This is a genomic window from Arthrobacter sp. SLBN-100 (genome assembly GCF_006715305.1).
GTDB lineage: Bacteria > Actinomycetota > Actinomycetes > Actinomycetales > Micrococcaceae > Arthrobacter.
In genome coordinates this window covers 1165919-1187080 of sequence record NZ_VFMY01000001.1, presented here as the reverse complement: position 1 = coordinate 1187080, position 21162 = coordinate 1165919, and the positions used below count along the sequence as shown (strand labels likewise).

At 67.2% G+C, this 21162-nt stretch carries 19 protein-coding genes; 12 read left to right on the top strand and 7 right to left on the bottom strand.

The genetic code is table 11. The features are described 5' to 3' along the window. Window positions 1-32: 32 nt before the first annotated feature. Window positions 33-671: an isochorismatase family protein gene (locus tag FBY31_RS05495; protein ID WP_142037870.1), complete on the bottom strand. Its 639-nt coding sequence runs from the start codon at window positions 669-671 to the stop codon at window positions 33-35. Beyond that, the gene (locus FBY31_RS05490; protein WP_142037867.1) at window positions 671-1999 is read right to left on the bottom strand and encodes a nicotinate phosphoribosyltransferase; all 1329 of its coding nucleotides are present in this window, start codon (window positions 1997-1999) and stop codon (window positions 671-673) included. The genes FBY31_RS05495 and FBY31_RS05490 overlap by 1 nt, the downstream gene beginning before the upstream one ends. A 450-nt stretch (window positions 2000-2449) precedes the next feature. Between FBY31_RS05490 and clpS the strand changes: the two genes are divergently transcribed. From clpS to rdgB, 6 genes are all read left to right on the top strand, one after another. Next, window positions 2450-2833 (top strand): ATP-dependent Clp protease adapter ClpS, encoded by a 384-nt coding sequence (gene clpS / locus FBY31_RS05485; protein WP_142037864.1) that lies wholly within the window; start codon window positions 2450-2452, stop codon window positions 2831-2833. After that, the gene (locus FBY31_RS05480) at window positions 2826-3392 is read left to right on the top strand and encodes a DUF2017 domain-containing protein (protein WP_142037861.1); all 567 of its coding nucleotides are present in this window, start codon (window positions 2826-2828) and stop codon (window positions 3390-3392) included. The genes clpS and FBY31_RS05480 overlap by 8 nt, the downstream gene beginning before the upstream one ends. A gap of 105 nt (window positions 3393-3497) precedes the next feature. After that, window positions 3498-4511, top strand: coding sequence for a glutamate racemase (gene murI, locus FBY31_RS05475; protein WP_442858165.1), 1014 nt, complete (start codon window positions 3498-3500; stop codon window positions 4509-4511). Further along, window positions 4508-5305: an MBL fold metallo-hydrolase gene (locus FBY31_RS05470; RefSeq protein WP_142037858.1), complete on the top strand. Its 798-nt coding sequence runs from the start codon at window positions 4508-4510 to the stop codon at window positions 5303-5305. The genes murI and FBY31_RS05470 overlap by 4 nt, the downstream gene beginning before the upstream one ends. Window positions 5306-5364: 59 nt before the next feature. Further along, window positions 5365-6123, top strand: coding sequence for a ribonuclease PH (gene rph / locus FBY31_RS05465; RefSeq protein WP_142037855.1), 759 nt, complete (start codon window positions 5365-5367; stop codon window positions 6121-6123). Next, on the top strand, window positions 6120-6767 hold the full coding sequence (rdgB, locus tag FBY31_RS05460; protein ID WP_142037852.1) for an RdgB/HAM1 family non-canonical purine NTP pyrophosphatase: 648 nt from the start codon (window positions 6120-6122) through the stop codon (window positions 6765-6767). The genes rph and rdgB overlap by 4 nt, the downstream gene beginning before the upstream one ends. 124 nt (window positions 6768-6891) lie before the next feature. Here the strand turns inward: rdgB and FBY31_RS05455 are convergent, their stop codons facing one another. Further along, on the bottom strand, window positions 6892-7686 hold the full coding sequence (locus FBY31_RS05455; RefSeq protein ID WP_142045086.1) for a VTT domain-containing protein: 795 nt from the start codon (window positions 7684-7686) through the stop codon (window positions 6892-6894). Between the two features lie 145 nt (window positions 7687-7831). On the opposite strand from FBY31_RS05455, the gene FBY31_RS05450 reads away from it, so the two are divergent. Then, window positions 7832-8842, top strand: a complete 1011-nt coding sequence (locus tag FBY31_RS05450; RefSeq protein WP_142037849.1) for an exonuclease domain-containing protein — start codon at window positions 7832-7834, stop codon at window positions 8840-8842. Between the two features lie 16 nt (window positions 8843-8858). On the opposite strand, the gene FBY31_RS05445 is transcribed toward FBY31_RS05450, so the two are convergent. Further along, entirely contained in the window at window positions 8859-9941 is a 1083-nt protein-coding gene (locus FBY31_RS05445) for an ADP-ribosylglycohydrolase family protein (protein ID WP_142037846.1), read from the bottom strand. A gap of 174 nt (window positions 9942-10115) precedes the next feature. Between FBY31_RS05445 and FBY31_RS05440 the strand changes: the two genes are divergently transcribed. The 4 genes from FBY31_RS05440 (at window position 10116) to FBY31_RS05425 (ending at window position 16913) form a co-directional block, all read left to right on the top strand. Continuing rightward, window positions 10116-11009, top strand: coding sequence for an aquaporin (locus tag FBY31_RS05440; protein ID WP_142037843.1), 894 nt, complete (start codon window positions 10116-10118; stop codon window positions 11007-11009). A 67-nt stretch (window positions 11010-11076) separates the two neighbouring features. Then, window positions 11077-12294 (top strand): exonuclease SbcCD subunit D, encoded by a 1218-nt coding sequence (locus FBY31_RS05435; RefSeq protein WP_142037839.1) that lies wholly within the window; start codon window positions 11077-11079, stop codon window positions 12292-12294. Then, the gene (locus FBY31_RS05430) at window positions 12291-15395 is read left to right on the top strand and encodes an AAA family ATPase (RefSeq protein WP_142037836.1); all 3105 of its coding nucleotides are present in this window, start codon (window positions 12291-12293) and stop codon (window positions 15393-15395) included. The genes FBY31_RS05435 and FBY31_RS05430 overlap by 4 nt, the downstream gene beginning before the upstream one ends. A gap of 144 nt (window positions 15396-15539) precedes the next feature. Continuing rightward, a complete protein-coding gene (locus FBY31_RS05425; protein ID WP_442858164.1) occupies window positions 15540-16913 on the top strand; it encodes an MFS transporter in 1374 nt (457 codons plus the stop codon). Between the two features lie 19 nt (window positions 16914-16932). Here FBY31_RS05425 and FBY31_RS05420 read toward each other — a convergent pair whose 3' ends face one another. Further along, window positions 16933-17667 carry an IclR family transcriptional regulator gene (locus FBY31_RS05420; RefSeq protein ID WP_142037833.1) on the bottom strand — a complete coding sequence of 245 codons (735 nt, stop codon included), beginning with the start codon at window positions 17665-17667 and terminating at the stop codon, window positions 16933-16935. 245 nt (window positions 17668-17912) lie between these two features. On the opposite strand from FBY31_RS05420, the gene FBY31_RS05415 reads away from it, so the two are divergent. Then, window positions 17913-19244, top strand: coding sequence for an MFS transporter (locus FBY31_RS05415; protein ID WP_142037830.1), 1332 nt, complete (start codon window positions 17913-17915; stop codon window positions 19242-19244). A gap of 266 nt (window positions 19245-19510) precedes the next feature. On the opposite strand, the gene FBY31_RS05410 is transcribed toward FBY31_RS05415, so the two are convergent. Further along, window positions 19511-20167 carry a phosphoribosyltransferase gene (locus FBY31_RS05410; RefSeq protein ID WP_142037826.1) on the bottom strand — a complete coding sequence of 219 codons (657 nt, stop codon included), beginning with the start codon at window positions 20165-20167 and terminating at the stop codon, window positions 19511-19513. 107 nt (window positions 20168-20274) lie between these two features. Continuing rightward, window positions 20275-21102: an alpha/beta fold hydrolase gene (locus FBY31_RS05405; protein ID WP_142037824.1), complete on the bottom strand. Its 828-nt coding sequence runs from the start codon at window positions 21100-21102 to the stop codon at window positions 20275-20277. Window positions 21103-21162 lie beyond the last annotated feature (60 nt).

Below are 21162 nucleotides of genomic sequence, written 5' to 3'. Positions count from 1 at the left end.
ACAAAATGCTGCCCGGGCCCGTACAGGCCCGGTCAGGAAACGTCCACGCCGCCGAGTTCCAGCTCGGCGATTGTTTCCTCCAGGTCATCGGCAATTCCCGCTGTCAGGGAGCGGATGACCGTTACGGAGTAGCCTGCCTGCACGGCATCCAGCGAGGTGGCCTTGACGCAGTAGTCGGTGGCGATGCCTACCACCACCACCTCCTCGACGTCGTTGCTCTGCAGCCAGTCGTCCAAACCGATGGCGTCTTCGTCCGGCGTGAGCCGGTCCGCCTCGCCGGCACCAGGCAGCGCGCCGGGCTGCCGCTCCCCGGTGGGAACGGCGTCCTCAGGTGCCTGCAACCCCTCAAAGCCGGAATAAGCGGCAGCGAACTGCCCTTTCTGGAAATAGGCCTCGATGTACTCGGTGTCCAGGTCCGGGTGAAGCTCGGCTCCGCGGGTCCCGGCCACGCAGTGGGGCGGCCAGCTGTCAACGAAGTCGGGGGTATCGGAGAAGTGGCTGCCGGGATTGATGTGCCAGTCCTGGGTGGCCACGATGTGGTCGAACTCGTTGTGGTGCGCGTCCACGTATTCGCTGATGGCGCCGGCCACTTCCGCGCCGCCGGCGACGGCGAGGGAGCCGCCTTCACAGAAATCGTTCTGGACATCGACGATGATCAGGGCCCGGGACATCAGTTCTCCTCGTAACTGGTGGGAATGGCTGCTTCCCCGCGCTGGAGGCGGTTGACCACGGCGGGCAGTTCAGCCATGGTCTCGGCGTGGCGGCGGCGGGCACGGACCACGCCTTCATGGCCGGTCCAGCCCGGCATCAGTTCGCCGTTCTTCATGAACTGGTGCAGCAGCGGACGGTCGTTGCCGTCATCCTCCGGCCGGCGGCCCACGCCCACCACCTCGGAGGTGGCAATGCCCCGTTCGTCCAGCTTCCGCAGGGCGTACTTGCGGCCGCCCACACTGGCTTTGTTCTTGGCGGCCTTGGCCACGGAGACGAAGTTCCCGTCGTTGTCCGTGCGGCTGACCAGCTTGTAGACCATGCTGGCGGTGGGGGCCCCGGATCCTGTGACCAGCGACGTCCCTACGCCGTAGGAATCCACCGGCGCGGACTGCAGCGCGGCAATCGCAAATTCGTCAAGGTCCGAGGTGACCACGATCTTGGTGTTCTCGTTGCCCAGGTGGTCCAGGAGCTGGCGCACCCACTGGGCCTGCGCCACAAGGTCCCCGGAATCAAGCCGGACAGCGCCCAGGCGTGGGCCCGCCAAGTCCACGGCCGCACGTACGGCCTTTTCGACGTCGTACGTATCCACCAGGAGGGACGTGCCCTCGCCGAGGGACGCGATCTGTGCCTCGAAAGCGTCCCGCTCCGTGTCGTGCAGGAGCGTGAAGGAGTGGGCGGCGGTGCCCACTGTCTTGACCCCGTAGCGGATGCCGGCTTCAAGGTTGGACGTGCTGTCGAACCCGGCAATGATGGCTGCCCTCGCGGACGCGGTTGCCGCCTCCTCGTGAGTGCGCCGGGAACCCATCTCGATGCAGGGGCGGCCGCCGGCGGCGCTGACCATCCGCGAGGCGGCGGACGCGATGGCGCTGTCGTGGTTGAGGACCGAAAGCAGGTAGGTCTCCAGAATGCAGGCTTCGGCGAAGGTGGACTCGAGGATGAGGATGGGGGAGTACGGGAAATAGGCCTCGCCCTCCGGATAGCCCCAGATATCACCGGTAAAACGGTAGGACGCCAAGTACTCCAGCGTCTGCTCGTTCACCACCTTTGTGCGGGCCAGGAAATCCAGTTCCGCCGGCCCGAACCGGAAGTTCGCAATGCCCTCCAGCAGGCGGCCGGTCCCTGCCACAATGCCGTAGCGCCGGCCGTCCGGGAGCCGCCGGGCGAAGGCCTCGAAGACGGACTTGCGGTGCGCGGCGCCCGAATGGAGCGACGCCTGCAGCATGGTCAGCTCATAGTGGTCGGTGTAAAAGGACGTGCGGGGATGGTCCCAGCCGGCTGAGGTGCTCACGAAAGTCACTCTAGTCCCCACCGGCTCCCACGTCTCGCTTCGCTTCGCCGCGGGGCCCTCGCCGGCGTGGCCCCACCCACCGGCTCCCACGTCTCGCTTCGCTTCGCCGCGGGGCCCTCGCCGGCGTGGCCCCACCCACCGGCTCCCACGTCTCGCTTCGCTTCGCCGCGGGGCCCTCGCCGGCGTGGCCCCACCCACCGGCTCCCACGTCTCGCTTCGCTTCGCCGCGGGGCCCTCGCCGGCGTGGCCCCACCCACCGGCTCCCACGTCTCGCTTCGCTTCGCCGCGGGGCCCTCGCCGGCGTGGCCCCACCCACCGGCTCCCACGTCTCGCTTCGCTTCGCCGCGGGGCCCTCGCCGGCGTGGCCCCACCCACCGGCTCCCACGTCTCGCTTCGCTTCGCCGCGGGGCCCTCGCCGGCGTCGGCCCACCATCCCCATAGAATGGACAGATGACCTTAAGCGTTGCGCTCGGCCCTGATACGCAGGAGGGCACCCGGACCGGCACGGCGGAGTCCACCGACTTGCTGGCCGCACCGGACATCCCCTGGAACCTGGTGATCTGGAATGACCCCGTTAATCTCATGAGCTACGTCAGCTACGTGTTCCAAAGCTACTTCGGCTACTCGGAGACCAAAGCGAACAAGCTCATGATGGAGGTCCACAAAAAAGGCCGCTCGATCGTTGCCAACGGCAGCAAGGAACAGGTGGAGCGCCACGCGGTGGCCATGCACGGCTTCGGGCTGTGGGCCACGGTGGAGAAGGCCAGCGGCGGATCGGGCGGCAATTCGGGCAAGTCCGGCGGGTCCGGCCAGGGTAAGGGGAAGCGTGGCTAAGGCGTTCAAGTACGGGCTCAAAGGCATCACCGGCTACCTGGAGCCCGCCGAGCGGGAGCTGCTGCGCAGCCTCATCGACGATGTCATCTCCATGCTTCAGCCGGAGGAGCGAAAAGGCCAGGATCCGCTGGCCGCCATGATCGGCCTCGACATGGACGTTGCCGAGCCCGCGGACAGGGCAATGAAGCGGCTCCTTCCCAACGTCATGAAGAACGACGACGGCGCCTCCCTTGAGTTCCGCCAGCTCACCGAGCGGTCCTTGCGGGAGACGAAGATCGGAGCCCTCCGCGCCGCGGCGCTGGACCTGGACAAGGATGAGATCGTCCTGAGCCCGGAGGGAGCCCGGCACTGGTCGATGGCACTGAACGACGTCCGGCTGGTCCTGGCCGAACGCCTGGACATCCAGGACGAAGAGGACGCCGAGCACGTCCACCTCATGCAGGACTGGTCCCAGGCCGAGGATGTGGAGAGCTACCTGGCCCTGGTCTACAACTTCGCCACCTGGCTGCAGGAATCGCTGGTCCAGGCCATGCTCCAGTCGCTGGACACCCGCCGTTGAGCGGTGGCCGGGGCCTTCCATGTGAGCCGTGTGACAAATTAGACATGAGCCGCAGGCCACAAGATGATGGCTGAGGCTCCGGGGAAGACCTATCCTCGAATAATCATGACAACAGCCTCGAGCATGGACCCGTCAGCTGAAGCAACAGGGTCCGAAGCCAGCGACCTGCCGGCCGCCGCCGTGGAATCCCGGCCCATCGGTGTCTTCGATTCCGGGGTGGGCGGCCTTACGGTGGCGCGCTCCATCATCGACCAGCTCCCCAATGAGTCCATCCTCTATGTAGGGGATACCGCGCACGGGCCGTACGGTCCGCTGCCCATCGCCGAGGTCCGGGCGAACGCCCTGGGCGTAATGGACGAATTGGTGGACTCCGGCGTCAAGTTGCTCACCATAGCCTGCAACTCGGCGTCGGCCGCTGTGCTGCGCGACGCCCGGGAGAGGTATACGGCGAAGTACGGCATCCCGGTCATCGAGGTCATCCAGCCCGCGGTGCGGCGCGCCGTTGCCGCCACCCGCAGCGGAAGGGTGGGCGTGATCGGCACGTCCGCCACCGTGGGCTCGCGGGCCTACGAGGATACCTTTGCCGCCGCCCCGGACCTGGAAATCACCTCGGTGGCCTGCCCGGAATTCGTCAGCTACGTCGAGGCCGGAATCACCACCGGGCCGGCCCTGCTGGCCGTCGCGGAGGAGTACCTCGCCCCGCTCAAGGCCGCCGGCGTGGACACCGTGGTCCTGGGCTGCACCCACTACCCGCTGCTGACCGGCGTCATCTCCTACGTGATGGGAGCGGACGTCACCCTGGTGTCCAGCGCGGAGGAAACCGCCAAGGACGTGTACCGGGCCCTGGCCACCCAGGGCCTGCAGCGCACCGAAACCGCCCCGCCCGAACACCACTTCGTGGCAACCGGGGATGCCGGCCAGTTTGAGGCATTGGCCCGCAGGTTCCTCGGCCCCGAAGTCCTCTCTGTCCGGCACGTGGACCACGTAGCGGCCCAGTATCCCACCGGAAGCCTGGCGCGCATCACCCCGGAAATGATCGCGGCAGCGCAACGCGCCGGCGCCCGCCCGCGGATCTCCAACTTCGTGGGCAGTTCCGTCGCCGGGGGTCCGGGCCAGTGAAGCTCACCATCGTCGGCTGCACCGGGTCCTTTCCCGGGCCGGGTTCCCCGGCGTCCTGCTACCTCCTGACTGCCAACGACGGCGAGCGGACCTGGAAAGTGGTGATGGACCTGGGCAGCGGTGCACTGGGCGCCATCCAGCGGTACACCGACCTTGAGGACATCGACGCGATTTTCCTCACCCACCTGCACCCCGACCACTGCATGGACCTCTGCGGCCTGCACGTGGCCGTCCGGTGGAAGCCGGGCGGCTGGGGCAGGGGACGGATCCCGGTCTGGGGACCGGCCGCCACGGCTGACCGGATGGCCACCGCCTACGGCCTGGAACTGGACCCGGGCATGCGCGAGGAGTTCGACTTCACCAACTGGGCCGAGCGCGAGCCTGTGACTGTTGGTCCCTTCACCGTGACACCGTTTGCGGTAAACCATCCCATCGAGGAGTGCTACGCCCTCCGGGTGGAAGTGGTGGAGCCGGACAAGGGAGGCAACCGGATCGCCAAGACGCTGACGTACTCCGGTGACACGGACTCCTGCGCAGGGCTGGAGGAGGCCGCCAAGGACGCTGACCTGTTCCTCTGTGAAGCGGCGTTTGAAGAAGGCCGGGATGACGGCATCAAGGACGTCCATCTCACCGGCAAGCGGGCCGGCGAAGCCGCTGCGGCTGCCGGTGCCCGCCGGCTCCTGCTCACGCACATTCCAGTGTGGACGTCGCAGACAACCGTGATGGCGGAGGCCCGTCCGGTTTTTCCCGGTGATGTGGCCGTGGCCGTCGCCGGGGTACACTACACCATCTAGCGTCCCTGCGCACCCTTCCCCCGGACACCCGTACCTCCGGCAGTGGATAAGCTAAAGGCATGACTTCTGAAGCAACTGCAGTGCCCATTGTGCGCGCCGACGGCCGCGCCCCGGACCAGCTCCGGCCCATCAGCATCACCCGTGGATGGTCCAACCAGGCCGAGGGATCGGCCCTGATCGAGTTCGGCAACACCCGGGTCCTGTGCACCGCTTCCCTCACCGCGGGTGTGCCGCGCTGGCTCAAGGGGGAGGGCCGCGGCTGGGTCACGGCCGAGTACGCCATGCTGCCCCGTGCCACCAACACCCGGTCCGACCGCGAATCCGTCAAGGGCAAAATCGGCGGCCGCACGCACGAGATTTCCAGGCTTATCGGCCGCTCCCTGCGCTCCATCATCGACACCAAGGCCCTGGGCGAGAACACCATCGTGCTGGACTGCGACGTCCTGCAGGCCGACGGCGGAACCCGGACTGCAGCCATCACGGGCGCCTACGTAGCGCTTGCGGACTCCATCCGGTTCGCCCGCGACAACAAGCTGATCGCGAAGAACGCCCAGCCCCTGATTGACACCATCGCAGCGGTATCCGTTGGGATTATCGACGGCGTACCCATGCTGGACCTGCCCTACGTGGAGGACGTCCGGGCGGAAACCGACATGAACGTGGTGGTCACCGGCGCGGGCAAGTTCGTGGAGGTCCAGGGGACCGCCGAAGGTGCGCCCTTTGACCGCGCGGAACTGGACCAGCTCCTGGACCTGGCCCTGCTCGGCACCACCCAGCTTGCGGCCATCCAGCGCGAAACCCTGGCAGACACCCTGTGAACGCCGCGGCATCCCCGCGGCTGGTTCTTGCGACACACAACAAGGGCAAGCTCCGGGAGCTCCGTGAACTGCTCCGGGGGCAGGTGCCAGGGCTCGACGTCGACACGCAGGTGGTGGACGCTGCTGCGGCAGGTGCCCCCGACGTCGTCGAAACGGGCGTGACGTTCGCCGAGAATTCGTTGCTCAAGGCGCGGGCCGTCGCCGAAGCGACAGGCCTCGTGGCCATCGCCGATGATTCGGGGCTCGCCGTGGATGTGATGGGCGGAGCACCCGGCATTTTCTCGGCCCGGTGGGCCGGGAGCCACGGAAACGACGCCGCGAACCTGCGGCTGCTGCTCGACCAGCTCTCCGATGTCCCGGACGCCCACCGCGGCGCCGCTTTTGTCTGCGCGGCCGCACTGGCGGTCCCTGCGGCAAACGGGGCTTCCGGGCGCACGGTGGTGGAGTACGGGCAGCTGGAGGGCGTCCTCCTGCGTGAACCCCGGGGCGAGGGCGGGTTCGGCTACGACCCCGTGCTGCAGCCTGCGGGGGAGAACCGCAGTTGTGCTGAACTGTCCGCCGGCGAGAAGAACGCGATCAGCCACCGCGGCAAGGCGTTCCGGGCGCTCCTGCCGGCCATCGTCGAGGCCCTGCAGGACCGCTGAGCGGGCACCTGCGGGGGCCTCAACGGAACCTGCGGAAGCCTGCCTACACAGAAGGGTGCGCTCCTGGCCGAAGCCTGGAGCGCACCCTTCTTTTAGCCGCGGTCTTTTAGCAGCAGACCCGCTGCTACTCGGGCCGCGTTCCCTTGACGTGGCGGGGCGTCCGGTGCTCTTCCTCGGGCGCATGCTCCTCGATGAACTCGTCCACCGGATCGGTGCCGTAGGTCTTTGCCTGGCGCTTGGCGGACATGCCGCGGAGGACCTCCACGCCGATGGGCAGAACCGAGACCAGGACGATCGCGATGAAGATGATGTCCAGGTTGTCCCGGACCCAAGGGACCCGGTCGCCCAGCAGGTACCCCAGGAGCGTCACGCCGCCGCCCCAGAGGAAGGCACCGATGACGTTGTAAAGGAAGAACTTCTTTTTGCTCATCTGCGCAACTCCCACAATGACCGGGACAAACGTCCTGATGATCGGGACGAAGCGGGCAAGGATCAGGGCTTTGCCGCCGTGCTTTTCGAAGAAGGCGTGGGCATTCTCAACATTCTCGCGCTTGAAGAGGCGGGAATTGGGCTTGTTGAAGATTGCGGGGCCGGCTTTGGATCCGATGAGGTAACCGGTCTGGTTGCCCACGATGGCCGACACAACAATCAGCAGCGCGAGAAGCCACACGTTGAATTTGATGGTGTCCGTAGCTACCAGCAGGCCCGCGGTGAACAGCATCGAGTCGCCCGGCAGGAAGAAACCCACCAGCAGCCCGGTTTCCGCGAAGACGATGCCGCAAACAAGCAGGACCACCCAGGGTGCCAGGGCAGGATCAGCCAGGAAGACCTGGGGGTTCAGCCAGTCGGGCAGGAAGGAGGCCAACTGTGGCTGCACCGGTCCCGCGCCGCCCAGCATGGACACAGCGAAGTCGTTTATCACAGGAAAGTTCACTCCTCAAGGGTACTGGACGTGCCTCTTCCTCCCGGTGGCGGGGGAGGTCCGGGCCGGGACGGGGTGATATCCGTGACAGGGCCGCGCGGCTGGCATGGGAAGGAGTTGGTCCGGCGGTAAGGTGGGGCCCGTGGGTTTGGACTTTACGGCGATCGACTTCGAAACTGCCAACGGATTTCGGGGCTCACCCTGCTCGGTAGGCCTGACGAAAGTCCGGGGCGGCAAGGTTGTCGAGGAAGCATCATGGCTCATGCGCCCGCCGGCAAGCCACGACCACTTCGATTACCACAACGTCCGGATCCACGGCATCACTGCCGCCGACGTCGCGGGGATGCCCCGGTTTGGGGAGCTCTTCCCCGAGATCGGCGCGTTCATTGGCGGTGACGTCCTTGCGGCGCACAATGCCGCCTTTGATCTCGGCGTGATCCGCTCCGGACTGGAGGTGTCCGGGCTCCCCGGCCCGGCCTACGACTACGTCTGCACCGTGATGCTGTCCCGGCGCTGCTACTCGCTGGTGTCCAATTCCCTCCCCTTTGCCGCCGAAGAGGCCGGGGTTCCCCTGGTCAAGCACCACGACGCCGCCGAAGACGCCCGTGCCTGCGCCGGCATCCTGGTCGACATAGCCGGCCGCAACGGGGCCAACAGCATCGCCGAACTCTACCTGTCACTGGGGCTTGTGATGCCCCGCCAGGAAGCCTTCGACCCCGCACGGGACACGTTGTCGAAAGCCAGCCTCGCTGCCCTCTCCACTGCCGCAGGCAGTCGTGCAGGGCTGGTCCGGCCCTTCCAGGGCGGCTGGCCGGAAGAAGGAGCAAACCCCGAGCCCAATCCTCAGGCAGAGCCCGGCCACCCGCTCTACGGCCAAACAGTGGTTTTCACCGGCCAGCTTTCCATTGGCCGGCCCGAAGCGAAGCAGCGCTCTGCCGAATTCGGTGCCCGGCCGGAGAGCCGGGTCACGGCACGCACCACGGTCCTGGTGGTGGGGGACGGCTTTGTGGCCTCGGACCTCCGTTCCGGCAGGCTCACCGGCAAGGCCCGCCGGGTGCTGGAGCTCCACGGGCGGGGGCAGGCCATCGAGGTTCTTTCCGAGGGTGAGTTCCTGCAGATGGTGGGAAGTTTCGCCGGAGCCGTCAGCGCCTGACCCCAATCCTGTGACGTCAGCCTTCGCCGGTGGTAACCCCCACCAGCAGGTCTGCCATGCCGCGGATAACGTCAGGCCCTTCCAACGCCTCAAGCCATTGGGGAGGCAGGCAGGCTTCGCCGTAGAAGGCGCCGAGGATGTTCCCGGCAATGGAGCCGGTGGAATCACTGTCGCCGCTGTGGTTGACGGCCAGCGCCACAGCATCACGGAAGTGCCGGGCAGGTTCCGCTGTACCAGCATCCGGGAGCGTGGCCAGGACGGCGTAAAGCGCGACGGCGAGGGCTTCCTCAGCGACGCAGCCCTCGCCGAGTGCCTGGACCAGTTCCTCGGGCGTCACGATGCCCTTTCCGGCCAGCCGCAGGGCGGCCTGCAGCCGTTCCGGCAGCTCGGGCGCCACGCCATCGACGCCAGCCGTATGGGCCAGCACTCCGGCTGCCGCGTCGCGAAGCCCCTCGCCGGCCACCAGGCGGTGGATGAGGAGGCTGAACGCTCCCGCACTTTGGCGGGCTGACGGGTGGCCGTGCGTGAGCGAGGCGGCGTCGGCACTTAGCTTGTAGACGGCGTCGGGCGTGATGTGCGGGATGAGCCCGAACGGAGCTGAACGCGTCACCGTTCCGCAGCCCTTCGAATCAGCGTTCACGGGCCGGGATGAGGTGCCCATTTCCCCGGTGGCGAGTCCGGAGATGCAGGCCTTTCCGGGATGCCGCCGCTGGTGGAGCACCTGCTGGGAATCAATCCAGCGGGCCTGGGGGACCGGAGCCGCCGGCGGTGCTGTTTCCCCCTGGGTGGCAAACCAGCGCAGGTACGCGAGCCACAGGCAGGCGTTGACGTCCGCGCCCACGCCCGAGTTCGCCCACTCCAGGGCCTCCACCAGGCCGTCCACGGTGTAGAGCGTCATCTGGGTGTCATCGGAGAATTGGCTGGAACCGGGAAGGGGCTCGAATCCGGTGAGGCCGGCGGTGCCGTAGCGGCTGCGGATCTGCTCAATCGTGTCGAACTCAACCGCGTAGCCCAGGGAATCGCCCAGCGCGCCGCCCAGGAGGCAGCCTCGGATACGGGACTTAAGGGAGGGTGTGGAAGCGTCCGGCTCAATACTCATGGTTGCAAATTTACCGTGGCCGCCAAGGGCTGCCCGACGCCGCCGGGCGACAGCATGAGCATGCCCGGCAATGTTGCTGGCACCGCTGTCCAGCGAACGCACAGCCTGCACTGGAATAATGTCCGCCGGTGCCTGTCCGCACTTCCACGCCCCGCCTACCTCGAAGGTCACCCCATGAGCACCCCGCTCCCGGCCCGTTACGACGCATTTCAGTCATCCGAAACTGAAGCAGCCCAGCCACGGCTTCTGCCACGCCTGGTGGCCGAGGCGTTTGGCAGCTTCTTCCTGGCCCTTGCCGGGCTCGGCGTGCCGCTGTTCAGCATTCCGCAGTCCGGCCCGCTGCCTGCCGCGCTCGCTGCCGGGCTCGCCGTGACCGCGGCCATGCTTGCTTTCGGCCACGTTTCAGGCGGCCATTTCAACCCTGCCATCACGGCCGGGCACCTCGTGGCCGGCCGGATCCGGGCGGGAGCAGCCGCCGCCTATGCCGCAGCCCAGCTGGCCGGGGGACTGGTGGCCGCGCTGGCCCTGTACGGGATCCTGCGTACGCTGCCCGGGATCGCGGACAGCCGGACGGCGTTCGACACCGTCGCCGCAGGTTTCGCCGAACACTCCATCATCCAGGCGCCGCTGGCGGCCGTGCTGCTGCTGGAGATGATCGGCGCCGCGATCATCACCGCAGTCTTCCTGGGGACAGCCAGCCGGGACAGGAACGGCCGCTCCGCTGCGCCAGTTGCTGTTGGCCTGTCCTTCGCCGTGCTCCTGCAGCTGGGCCTGTCCGTGGGCAACCTGCCCTTCAACCCGGCCAGGGCCGTTGCCTCCGCCGTGTTCAGCTCCGGATGGGCTGTTGAGCAGCTCTGGGTTTTTGTCGCGGCTCCCCTGGTGGGCGCCGTTATCGCCGGGCTCGCATTCCGGAGCTTCGGCGCGGGCACCGCCGCGTCCGGGGAAGCCCAGGCAGCCGCCGATGATGAGCTGGGGGCGGCCGAGGCGACCGCGCCAAAACCGGCCGCCAAGGATTCAAATACCGAAGCCAGTGAAGCGCAGGAGTTCTTCGATGGCAGGCGTGGCTGACCCTGGCATGCCGCCGGCCGCTGCGGGGGATGCCGGAACTGTCAGTGGCAGCCGATAGCTTAGAAACATGAGGTTACTTCACACTTCGGACTGGCATTTGGGCCGGTCCTTCCACGGCGTCGGGATGCTGGATGCGCAGCGCGCCTTCGTCGACCAGCTGGTGGACGCAGTAGTCCGGCATGCCGTGGACGTTGTGCTCATTGCGGGCGACGTCTATGACCGCGCCCTCCCGGGCGTGGATGTGGTGCATCTCCTGGACGATGCCCTGGTCCGGCTGACATCGTCAGGAGCACAGGTGGTGTTGACCAGCGGAAACCACGACTCCGCCATCCGCCTGGGCTTCGCCTCGCGGCTGCTGGAGCGCGGCGGGGTGCACCTGCGGACCAGGCTGGACAATCTCGACCAGCCCCTGCTGCTGCCTGCCGGCGGAGCATCTGCGGGGGACGGGTTTGCCGGTTCGCATGGGGGTGCCCTTGCCGGCGGCGAGGCTGTGGTGGCCATTTACGGCATTCCCTGGCTGGAGCCACGGCTTGTGGCCGACCAGTTGGGCGTACAGACTGCCAGCCACTTCGAGGTGACCCGGGCGGCAACAGAGTTGATCCGGCAGGACATCGCACGGCGCTCGGCTTCGGCCACGGTGCATTCGGTGGTGCTGGCGCACACCTTTGCCAGCGGCGGGATCAGCTCGGACAGTGAACGTGACCTCAGTATCGGTGGTGTCGGGGCGGTTCCGCTGGATCTCTTTGACGGCTTTAGCTACACCGCCTTGGGCCACCTGCATGGGCGGCAGTGCCTGTCGCCCCAGGTCCGGTATTCCGGATCGCCGCTGGCATACTCCTTCTCCGAAGCGTCGCACCAGAAAGGGGCATGGCTCATCGACATCGATGCCGGCGGCGTGACAGCAGTGCAGGAAGTCCTGTGGGACGCCCCGCGCACTTTGGCGGTGCTCCGCGGGCCCTTGTCCCAACTGCTCGATTCAGCCGAATATTCGTGGGCCGAAACTGCCTACTGCCAGGTGACCCTGACCGACACCCAGCGTCCCGCCCGGGCGATGGACCAGCTCCGCACACGTTTTCCGGACACCCTGGTCCTCAACTTCGACCCCGAGGGCGGCCCTGCCGGTACCGCTTCCACCTACAGCAGCAGGCTGGCTGAAGCCCCGGATGACCTCGCCGTATGCTGCGGCTTCCTGGAACATGTCCGCAGCCGGGTTCCGGATGACGCCGAAAAGGAGGCGCTCACCGCCGCCCTGGAAATCGTCCGGCTGCAGGAGGCCTCGCTGTGAGGATCCACCGCCTCCGCATTTCCGGGTTCGGTCCCTTTGCCGGCACCGAGGAAATCGACTTCGACACCCTGAGCGCGCATGGCCTGTTCTTGCTGAACGGGCCCACCGGCGCGGGTAAAACCAGCGTGCTCGACGCCATCTGCTTTGCACTGTACGGTTCAGTGCCGGGAGCACGGCAGGACGGAAAGCGGCTCCGCAGCGACCACGCCGAACCCGGCCAGGAACCCGCAGTGAGCTGTGAATTCTCCGCCCAGGGCCGCCGTTTTGAGGTGACCCGGTCGCCCGCCTGGGAAAAGCCCAGCGCCAGGGGCAAAAACGGGTTTACCACCCAACAGGCCAAGACCCTCCTGCGTGAGCGTGTGGACGGGGCATGGGTTGAGAAGTCCGCGCGCAATGACGAGGCCGGCGCAGAGATACTCGCCCTGCTGGGGATGGACCGTGAGCAATTCACCCGGGTAGTGATGCTGCCGCAGGGTGATTTCGCCGCCTTCCTGCGCTCCAAGGCCACGGACCGGCTCGAGCTTCTGCAGAAACTCTTCGGCACCGAGCGGTTTGAAGCCGTGGAGCAGGAACTCTCGCGGCAGGCGCAGGCAGCAAAGGAGGAGGTAGCCGTCCTCAGCGGCCAACTGGAACTCCTGGCGGCGCGGGCGGAGTCAGAAGCAGGAACACTGTTGTTCAGGGAGACTGACCGGCCGGCCAGGGATACGCCAGCGGCCGATAATCCGGGGCCGGACACCATATCGTCCCGGCTCGAGTGGCTGAAGGAAGGTGCTGCCGAACGGAAGCACGAACTCTCGGAGCTGGCGCTGGCTGCGGAGTCGGCAAGCCAGGAACGGATTCGTGCCGTTGAAGTGGAGACTGCTCTCCGGGCCCGGCACCGCAGGCTGGAGGAGGCAACCACCAGGCAGGCCGCCGTGCAGGAAGCGTTGCCGCGGCTGGAGAACCTGGTCCTGCGGCTTGGCCGTCACCGCCAGGCGGAAGTTCTCGCCGGGCAGCTGCGCAGCGTGGACGCGGCGGCTGGCAAAGCGCGGCGGGCGGCTGACGCGATGGAATCAGCATTCACCCTGCTTCGCCTCGCTGCCGACGAAGATCCGGAACTCGGCCAGCTGGAGCTGGACTCCGCGCACCATGCCAGGCTGGACGCCGACGGACCGGCATTGGTCCCCGGCGCCGCGGATGAGTTGAACCGGCTCCGGTCCCTCTTGGCTGTTGTGGAGGCGAGGCTTCCGGACGAAGACCGGCTGAAGGCGTTCCGGTCAAAGCACCAGCAGTTAACGGCAAAACAGCAGGAACTCACAGCATCCAATTCCGCGCTGGACCGCCGCGTGGGGGATCTTCTCGGCGAACGGATGCGCCTCACCTCCGGCCTGGAAGCATTGGAAGGACGGGCCGGGGCAGCTGCCCTGCGCGCGAAGGAAGCAACTGCAGCCGGCGAACTGCTGGACGTGGTCCGGCGCTACGGTGCGGCTGTGGCGGCACGGGATGCCGCGAAGCTGGATCACGGCCATTCGCGCGAGAACCAGTTGGGGACCAAACAGCGCTGGCTCGATCTGCGGGAGCAGCGGCTGGCCAACGCGGCTGCCGAGCTGGCAGCCAAGCTGGTCGAGGGGGAAGAGTGCCCGGTTTGCGGCAGCGCCCGGCATCCCTCGCCGGCGGTAGGTGACGGGGGCGGTCCCGGACTTGAACAGGACGAGGAGGCAGCCCATCAGCTGTATGAGGCCGCCGAGGCTGAATTCGCTCGTGCCAGCCAGAGGCTGGCCGAGGCAAACCAACTGGTGGCGGTCCTGGCCGGCCAAGGTGGCGAGACTGCCATGGAAGAAGCCGTCGCCGGGGCTGAGGAAGCGCGCGGGGCCGCGGCCGACGCCGAACAGGCCGTCAGGGAACTCGCGGCCGCCCGTGCGCGGCTTGAAGCACTCGAAGCCGGCATCGCCATAGCCCAGGCGTCCCGGGCCACCGCTGAGGCCGAGCTCGCCACAGTAGTGTCCTCCCTTGCTGACCTGGCCGAACAGTCGTCGTCGCTTGACCAGGCATTGGCCGGCCTGCGGGCAGGGCACGGCAGCCTCGCCCAACGGTTGCGCGCCCTGGAAAACGCGGCGGCCATGCTGTCCAAAGCGGTCGAAGCCCAGGCTGCGCTTGTCACCGCAGGAGTTCAGGCTGCGGAAGCCCGGGAGCAGCTGGAGCTGGCGTTGCCGGAATCCGGGTTTACCTCTGCTGAGGAAGCCAGGGGACACTTGCTTCCCGGCAATGAAGCTGCTGCCCTCGAAGCGGAAATACGGTCCGTCCAGGACGAGGCTGCCCGGGTTGCCGAACTCTTCGCGTCGAATGAGGTGGTGCTCGCCCTGGAAGAAACGGCCGCAGGAATCAAACCCGACCACCGGCAGCTTCCGGCCCTGCAGGCTGATGCAGCCGCTGCCCTGCAGGAGGCACGCGACGCGGACTTGGCGGTGGGCCTGGCATCGCGCTGCCTTGAGTCGTTGACCACCATCGCTGCGAAGTATTCCGAACTTGCCGGCTCCGCCCGCGGCCCTGCAGAGCATGCCCGCATGCTCTCCGGTTTGGCGGACGCGGCAGCCGGCCGCGGTGACAATACGTATCGGATGAGCCTGAACAGCTACGTGCTCGCGGCGCGGCTGGAGCAGGTGGCCCTGGCCGCCTCGGAACGGCTCGTGGCCATGAGCGACGGCCGGTACCTCCTGCAGCACACCGACGCGAAAGCAGCACGCGGTGCGAAGTCCGGGCTGGGCCTGGAAGTGGTGGATCAATGGACCGGCCACCGCCGGGACACGTCCACGCTCTCCGGCGGCGAATCATTTATGGCGTCCCTGTCCCTGGCACTCGGACTGGCCGACGTGGTCCAGCAGGAGTCCGGCGGCGTGGAAATCGAAACGCTCTTTGTGGATGAGGGGTTCGGCAGTCTTGACGAGCAGTCCCTGGAACAAGTGATGGACGCCCTCGAAGGCCTGCGGGACGGCGGCAGGGTTGTGGGCCTGGTGAGCCACGTACCGGAGATGAAGCAGCGGATCGGTATGCAGCTCCAGGTGCTCAAAGGACGCAACGGCTCCACTCTGCGGATATCCGAGGCCCTGGACACTCCGGTCTGATCCGGCCGACAGGAGTGGATACAGCCATCGGCCAGGAGTGTCGCAGCCACGCACGGATAACGGGAACGGCCGATATACTTGGACGGTTACCGGGTTCGGCGCATCGGGAGGAGGGACGATGCGCATGAATGAACGAGCCCGAAATTGAAATCTTCGACCTCCCTTACTCCTGGCCAGCCTTCGTCGTCGCGGCAGGCCCCCGACCCCGGCGTACCGGATTCTTCCCCCGGCACCGGCCGTTCTTCCACCGGCCGGGAAAGCGTCTCCGGCAGCCGGTTCGCCAGGCTACCGCAACTTGCCGGCCGCAGTTTTATCCCGCTGGGTCTCCTCGCCCGCCTTCCCCTGGCCATGCTCACGGTGGGAACCCTGACCCTGGTTACCTCGAGCAGTGGTTCCTACGCACTCGGCGGTACGGCGGCAGGGGCAGTGGGCATCGGGTCTGCCCTGGGCGCCCCGGTGCTGGGGACCCTGGCGGACAGGCGCGGCCAGCGCCCCGTGCTGCTCGTCGCAGCTGCCCTCAACACAGCCGCGGTGGTGGCGTTAATCCTTGCAGCCGGTGTCCTGGCGACGGCGGGAAGTTTCGCTGCCGGAGTGCTGGCCGCCGCGTTCCTCTCAGGGGCAAGCTCCCCGCAGGTGGGACCGCTGGCGCGGGTGAGGTGGATGGCACTGACGTCGCAGGGGAGCGCACCAGGCAACAGTCGCGACCTGGACACCGCACTGTCGTACGAAAGCACTGCCGATGAAATCACCTTCGTGCTGGGCCCGGCGCTCGTGGGAATCCTGGCCAGCCTCTTGGCACCCTGGCTGCCGCTTGCACTGGCTGCAGCCATGACCATCACGCTGGTGCCGGCCTTCGCAGCGCACCGCACCCACCGGGCGGTCCCGGTGACCCGCCTCCCGGCAGTCCCGGCAGGACAACGCCCGGCTCCGCCGGTGGGACAAACAACAGCCAGGCGCAGGCTGCCCGCGTCCGTTGCCGTTCCGGTGGTGGCAATGGTCTGCATGGGCACGTTCTTCGGCTCCGCACAGGCGGCGTTAAGCTCCTTTTCCGCCCACTATGCCAGTTCCGAAATCGCCGGACTGCTGTATGCCGTGATGGGGCTCAGCTCCGCCGCGGCGGCCCTCTCGGTTGCCTACTGGCCGCAGCGTTTCAGCCTGTCCTGGCGCTGGGTCGCGTCTGCTGTGCTGATGGCAGCGCTGGCCGTGCTCCTGCTGGTGCCTGCGTCATTGGGCTCAATGGTGGTGGTGCTGCTGGTCCTGGGGATCCCGGTGGGACCGGTGATGGTCACCGTCTTTGCCGTAGGCGGGGTGGTGGCCCCGGCGGGACGGCTTGGAACCGTGATGACTGCGCTGGCCAGCGGAATCGTGGCCGGTACAGCAATTGGTTCAGCCGTTGGTGGCCGGCTGGCCCAGGACCACGGCTACGGCGCGGCATTCCTCGTCCCTGCCTGCGCGGCAGCCATACTTGCGCTCCTCGGTGCCGCGGCCGCCGTCGTAGTTCGACGCCGCCGCGCCTGAACCCTGCTGCCCGCCGCGCTCAGGCCAGCTGGCGTTCGATTCTGGCCGCACTTTCCACCAGTGCCTTGCCCACCGCAGAGGGGTCGTGGGCTGACCGGATATAAACGACGGCGAGCGCTGCCGGCCGCCCGCCCGGAACCCGCACCGGTGCCGCCAGCGACGAAACGCCGGCGATAACCTCATCGTGGCTGGCAGAGTATCCAGTACGGCGGGCTTCGGCAGCCTCGGGTCGGTACGGGATGCCTGTCTCAAGGCGGTCCCACTCGGCTTCCGTCAGGGCTGACTGGATGGCAATGCCGGGTGCTCCGGCATTGATGGGGTGGCGGGTGCCGGGATGCTGAGCCACGGTGGCTCCGGAGTGCCGAGGCTCTACGGTGACGAGGGTGATGCAGTCGTGGTGGTCCCACAGCGCCACGAATGCAGTCATATCCAAGGTGTTGGCCAGGTGTGTGAGTTCGGGAAGGGCGGCGCCCTGCAGGTTCCTCGAAACGCCGCGGGCCAGGACGGCCAGGCCGGGACCGGGCTGGACCCGTCCTGCGTCATCACGGACCAGCAGCGAGTGGTCCTCCAGCGTGCGCAGGATCCGGTAGGCAACCGACCGATGGACGCCCATTGCGTCGGCGAGTTCGGCAATGGTCAGGGGGCCTGGCGCTGCAGCAAGGATCTCCAAAGCGCGGATGCCCCGGGACAGCGTCTGGGAGGGCGAAGCCTGCGCGGATGCCCCTCCGGCAGGGGCTGCAGCGGTGGAAGTCATGCTGTCCATCCTAGGTTGCAGCGTCCGGATAGCGAAGCGTCAGTTCATTTATAGAACCAGCCCCAGCGCAGGAGCGCTCCGGACGCGGTAGAACTGCTGTGCCAAAAAAGTCCCGCGGGCAGCAAAGTCCCGCAATGCGTGTCCTGTCTCACATTTTCGTAGTACCCTACTAACTAACTGACCGTTCTGTCGGTAATCCTGAAGGCGTCCCGGCAGCCTTGCTGCCAATAAACAATGGAGTTTCGATGACCACACCTTCCAAAGTGGATACACTCTCCGGTCCCAGCACCCGCCGGGAGGAGCGCAAAGTCCTGGCCGGCACACTGGTCGGCACCACCATCGAGTGGTATGACTTCTTCATCTTTGCCCAGCTGACGGCAACGCTGCTGTCACCCCTGTTCCTGGCACCGCTGAACCAGTCCAACCCTGGCCTGGCGCAGATCCTCTCCTTCGCCCTGATCGGCATCAGCTTCCTGTTCCGGCCGCTGGGTGCCGTGGTGGCAGGCCACCTGGGTGACCGGCTGGGACGCAAGGCGATGCTCGTCTTCACCCTGGTGATGATGGGTGCCGCCACCGCCCTCATCGGCATGCTGCCCACCTACGCCCAGATCGGGGCCTGGGCGCCTGTCCTGCTGATCCTCCTCCGGATCGTCCAGGGCTTCTCCGCTGGCGGCGAGTGGGGCGGCGCGGCACTGATGGCCGTGGAGCACGCGCCCCTGAACAAGCGCGGCCTCTTCGGTGCCTACCCGCAGATCGGCGTGCCGGTGGGCATGATCCTGGCCACCGGCCTGCTTTTCTTCCTCAACACCAGCATGTCCAAGGAAGACTTCGCCGCCTGGGGCTGGCGGGTGCCGTTCCTGCTCTCCATCGTCCTCATCGTGGTGGGCTACCTGATCCGGCGTGCCGTCGCCGAAAGCCCGGTCTTCCAGGAGATGGCCTTGCGGAAGCAGGAAAGCAAGGCGCCCCTGGGTGTACTGGTCCGCAGCCACAAGAAGCCGGTGCTGTACTCCACCATGATTTTCATCGGCAACAATGCCGCCGGGTACCTGCTGATTGCCTTCTTTATCGCCTACGCAACCCGGACGCTGCAGATGCCCACGCCCCAGGTCCTCCTGGCCACCACGCTGGCATCCTTTGGCTGGCTGATCTTCACGCTGGTGGGCGGCTGGCTCTCTGACCGCATTGGCCGGGTCAAGACCTTCCTCACCGGCTACGCGATTGTCTTCGCCTGGATGATTCCCATGTTTGCCCTGATCGATACCAGGAACATTTTGCTCTACGGCCTGGCGCTGTTCGTCCTCACCATCGGCCTTGGGCTCTCCTACGGCCCCATGTCCGCCATGTATGCCGAGATGTTCCCGGCCAATGTCAGGTATTCCGGCATCTCCATCGGCTATGCATTCGGCGCCATCCTGGGCGGGGCCTTCGCCGCCACCATAGCCGAAACGCTGCTGCAGGCCACCAAGTGGACCGGATCCATCGGCATCTACATCATGGTGCTGTGCGTCATCTCGGCCGTCGGTGTGTTGCTGGCCAAGGAAACCAAGGGCCGGCCGCTGGGCGTCAGCCACCACTAATCCCCACCGTCCCCCTAACCTCGCTTCGCTTCGGCCAGGGAACCCTGACGGCGTGGGCCCACCCACCGTCCCCCTAACCTCGCTTCGCTTCGGCCAGGGAACCCTGACGGCGTGGGCCCACCCACCATTCCCCTAACCTCGCTTCGCTTCGGCCAGGGAACCCTGACGGCGTGGGCCCACCCAGTCAAGGAACACCGGCGACGTGGACCCACCCACCATTCCCTCGCTGACGACGGCGGGCCCGGACCTTCTTGGTCCCGCCGTCGTCAAGGGCTGCTCTGCTTCAGGAAGCTGATCGCGTCCTCGTCCGTCAGTTGTTCGAAGTGCCGGTAGAAACTGCCCACTGCACGGAATTTGCCCGGCAGGGCCAGGCACAGCACCGCGTCGCAGACCCGCTCCACGGATGCCTCCGCTTCAATGGAGCCTACGGGAGCGGCGGCCACCACCTTCTCCGCCCCACCCTCGCGGACGGCCTCGACGGCGGCCCTCATGGTGGCGCCGGTGGCCAGGCCGTCGTCGATCAGCAGGACGGTTTTGCCTGAAATTTCCTGGTCTGTCCCGGGGTAGAGGTTCACGCGGCGGAGCAGTTCATCATGTTCGCGCTGCTCCACCTGATGCAGGAGTTCGTCGCGGACGCCATGTTCCCGGACCCGGTCCAGCAGCGGTTTGTTGAGCAGGCGCACGATGCGCCCGCGGGCCCACGCCAACGCTCCATACGCTGTTTCCTCGTGTCCGGGGATGCCGAGTTTGCGTACCAGGACTGCACCGAGCGGAAGGTGCAGGGCTTTGGCTGCTGCCGCCGCCACGGGGATTCCGCCGCGGGCCAGGCCCAGGACAACGGTGCCGGGCCGCTCGCGGAACTGCGTCAGGACTGCAGCCAGCCGCTCGCCGGCCTCCGTGCGGTCTTCGAAACGCATATCCATGTGGCCCTCCCGGCTGTTCCAGCCCTCCCTTTCAGCCTACCGCCGGGGAACGGGCGGCAGGAGGGGGACGGGCAGACGGCCGGGAATTAATTCAACCGGAAGTCACTTCAGACGGCGAGGAAGGAGATGGCAGCCTGCTTGAAGGCGCGGCTGGTCACGGCGTTGGTGTGGTTCCGGCCCGGCAGCGTCAGCTGTTCGGCCATGCCACCGGCGCCCTTGGCCAGTTCGGCCAGTTGCGGCAGGCTGCGGGCGCGCTCGTCCTGGTCGCCGGCCACCAGGAGCATCGGCACGTGCGGGACCGCCTCGGCGGGGTCGTAGGGTTCGGCCTTGATGGCTTCCACCAGCGACAGCAGGGCGAAGATGTTGTTGCTGGGCAGCAGCAGCGCCATTTTGAGCAGCCGGGCCGTTGACTCGTCCGCAATGGGAGTTCCGTCGGCCAGGTAGTCCTGGGCGGCGGCGAGGTCAAAATCCGCCAGCGGGTCCGCCGTGTTCGGCCCGCCCAGGACAATCCGGTGCACCAGCTCGGGCTGGGTGGCGGCGAACTCCCAGGCGAGCCGGGAACCCAGCGAGTAACCCACAATGTCCAGCCCGCTGGCAGGGTCGCCGGCCTGCAGAGGCCGCACGCCGGCGTCGAACGCTACCTGCAGCAGGTCGGCGCGGATCCTGCTGGGGGAGTAGGAATCGCGGTCCTCCGGGGCACCGCTGCCGCCGTGCCCGGGCAGGTCGGCCACGATGACGCGGCGGCCGGCCGCAAGCAGCGCGGCCACCCAGCCGGTGTCCTCCCAGTTGAGTTTGCTGGACGATGAGAAGCCGTGCAGGAGCAGGACGGGCCGGAGGCCGGCGTCGACGGCAGGATCATGCACCGCCACATACAGTTGGGGGTCGGTGCCCTCCACGGTGTGCGAATGCTGCTCGCCGGTGTGCCTGCCGCTCATGGTGTCAGTCCTCATCAACTACGGCGCCCAGGCGGACCCGGCGCGTCGGAACCTCGTGCT

Coding starts and splice junctions, on each gene's coding strand:
- FBY31_RS05495 (WP_142037870.1), bottom strand. CDS start 671: ATGTCCCGGGCCCTGATCATCGTCGATGTCCAGAACGATTTCTGTGAA.
- clpS (WP_142037864.1), top strand. CDS start 2,450: ATGACCTTAAGCGTTGCGCTCGGCCCTGATACGCAGGAGGGCACCCGG.
- murI (WP_442858165.1), top strand. CDS start 3,498: ATGACAACAGCCTCGAGCATGGACCCGTCAGCTGAAGCAACAGGGTCC.
- rph (WP_142037855.1), top strand. CDS start 5,365: ATGACTTCTGAAGCAACTGCAGTGCCCATTGTGCGCGCCGACGGCCGC.
- FBY31_RS05445 (WP_142037846.1), bottom strand. CDS start 9,941: ATGAGTATTGAGCCGGACGCTTCCACACCCTCCCTTAAGTCCCGTATC.
- FBY31_RS05440 (WP_142037843.1), top strand. CDS start 10,116: ATGAGCACCCCGCTCCCGGCCCGTTACGACGCATTTCAGTCATCCGAA.
- FBY31_RS05435 (WP_142037839.1), top strand. CDS start 11,077: ATGAGGTTACTTCACACTTCGGACTGGCATTTGGGCCGGTCCTTCCAC.
- FBY31_RS05420 (WP_142037833.1), bottom strand. CDS start 17,667: ATGACTTCCACCGCTGCAGCCCCTGCCGGAGGGGCATCCGCGCAGGCT.
- FBY31_RS05415 (WP_142037830.1), top strand. CDS start 17,913: ATGACCACACCTTCCAAAGTGGATACACTCTCCGGTCCCAGCACCCGC.
- FBY31_RS05410 (WP_142037826.1), bottom strand. CDS start 20,167: ATGGATATGCGTTTCGAAGACCGCACGGAGGCCGGCGAGCGGCTGGCT.
- FBY31_RS05405 (WP_142037824.1), bottom strand. CDS start 21,102: ATGAGCGGCAGGCACACCGGCGAGCAGCATTCGCACACCGTGGAGGGC.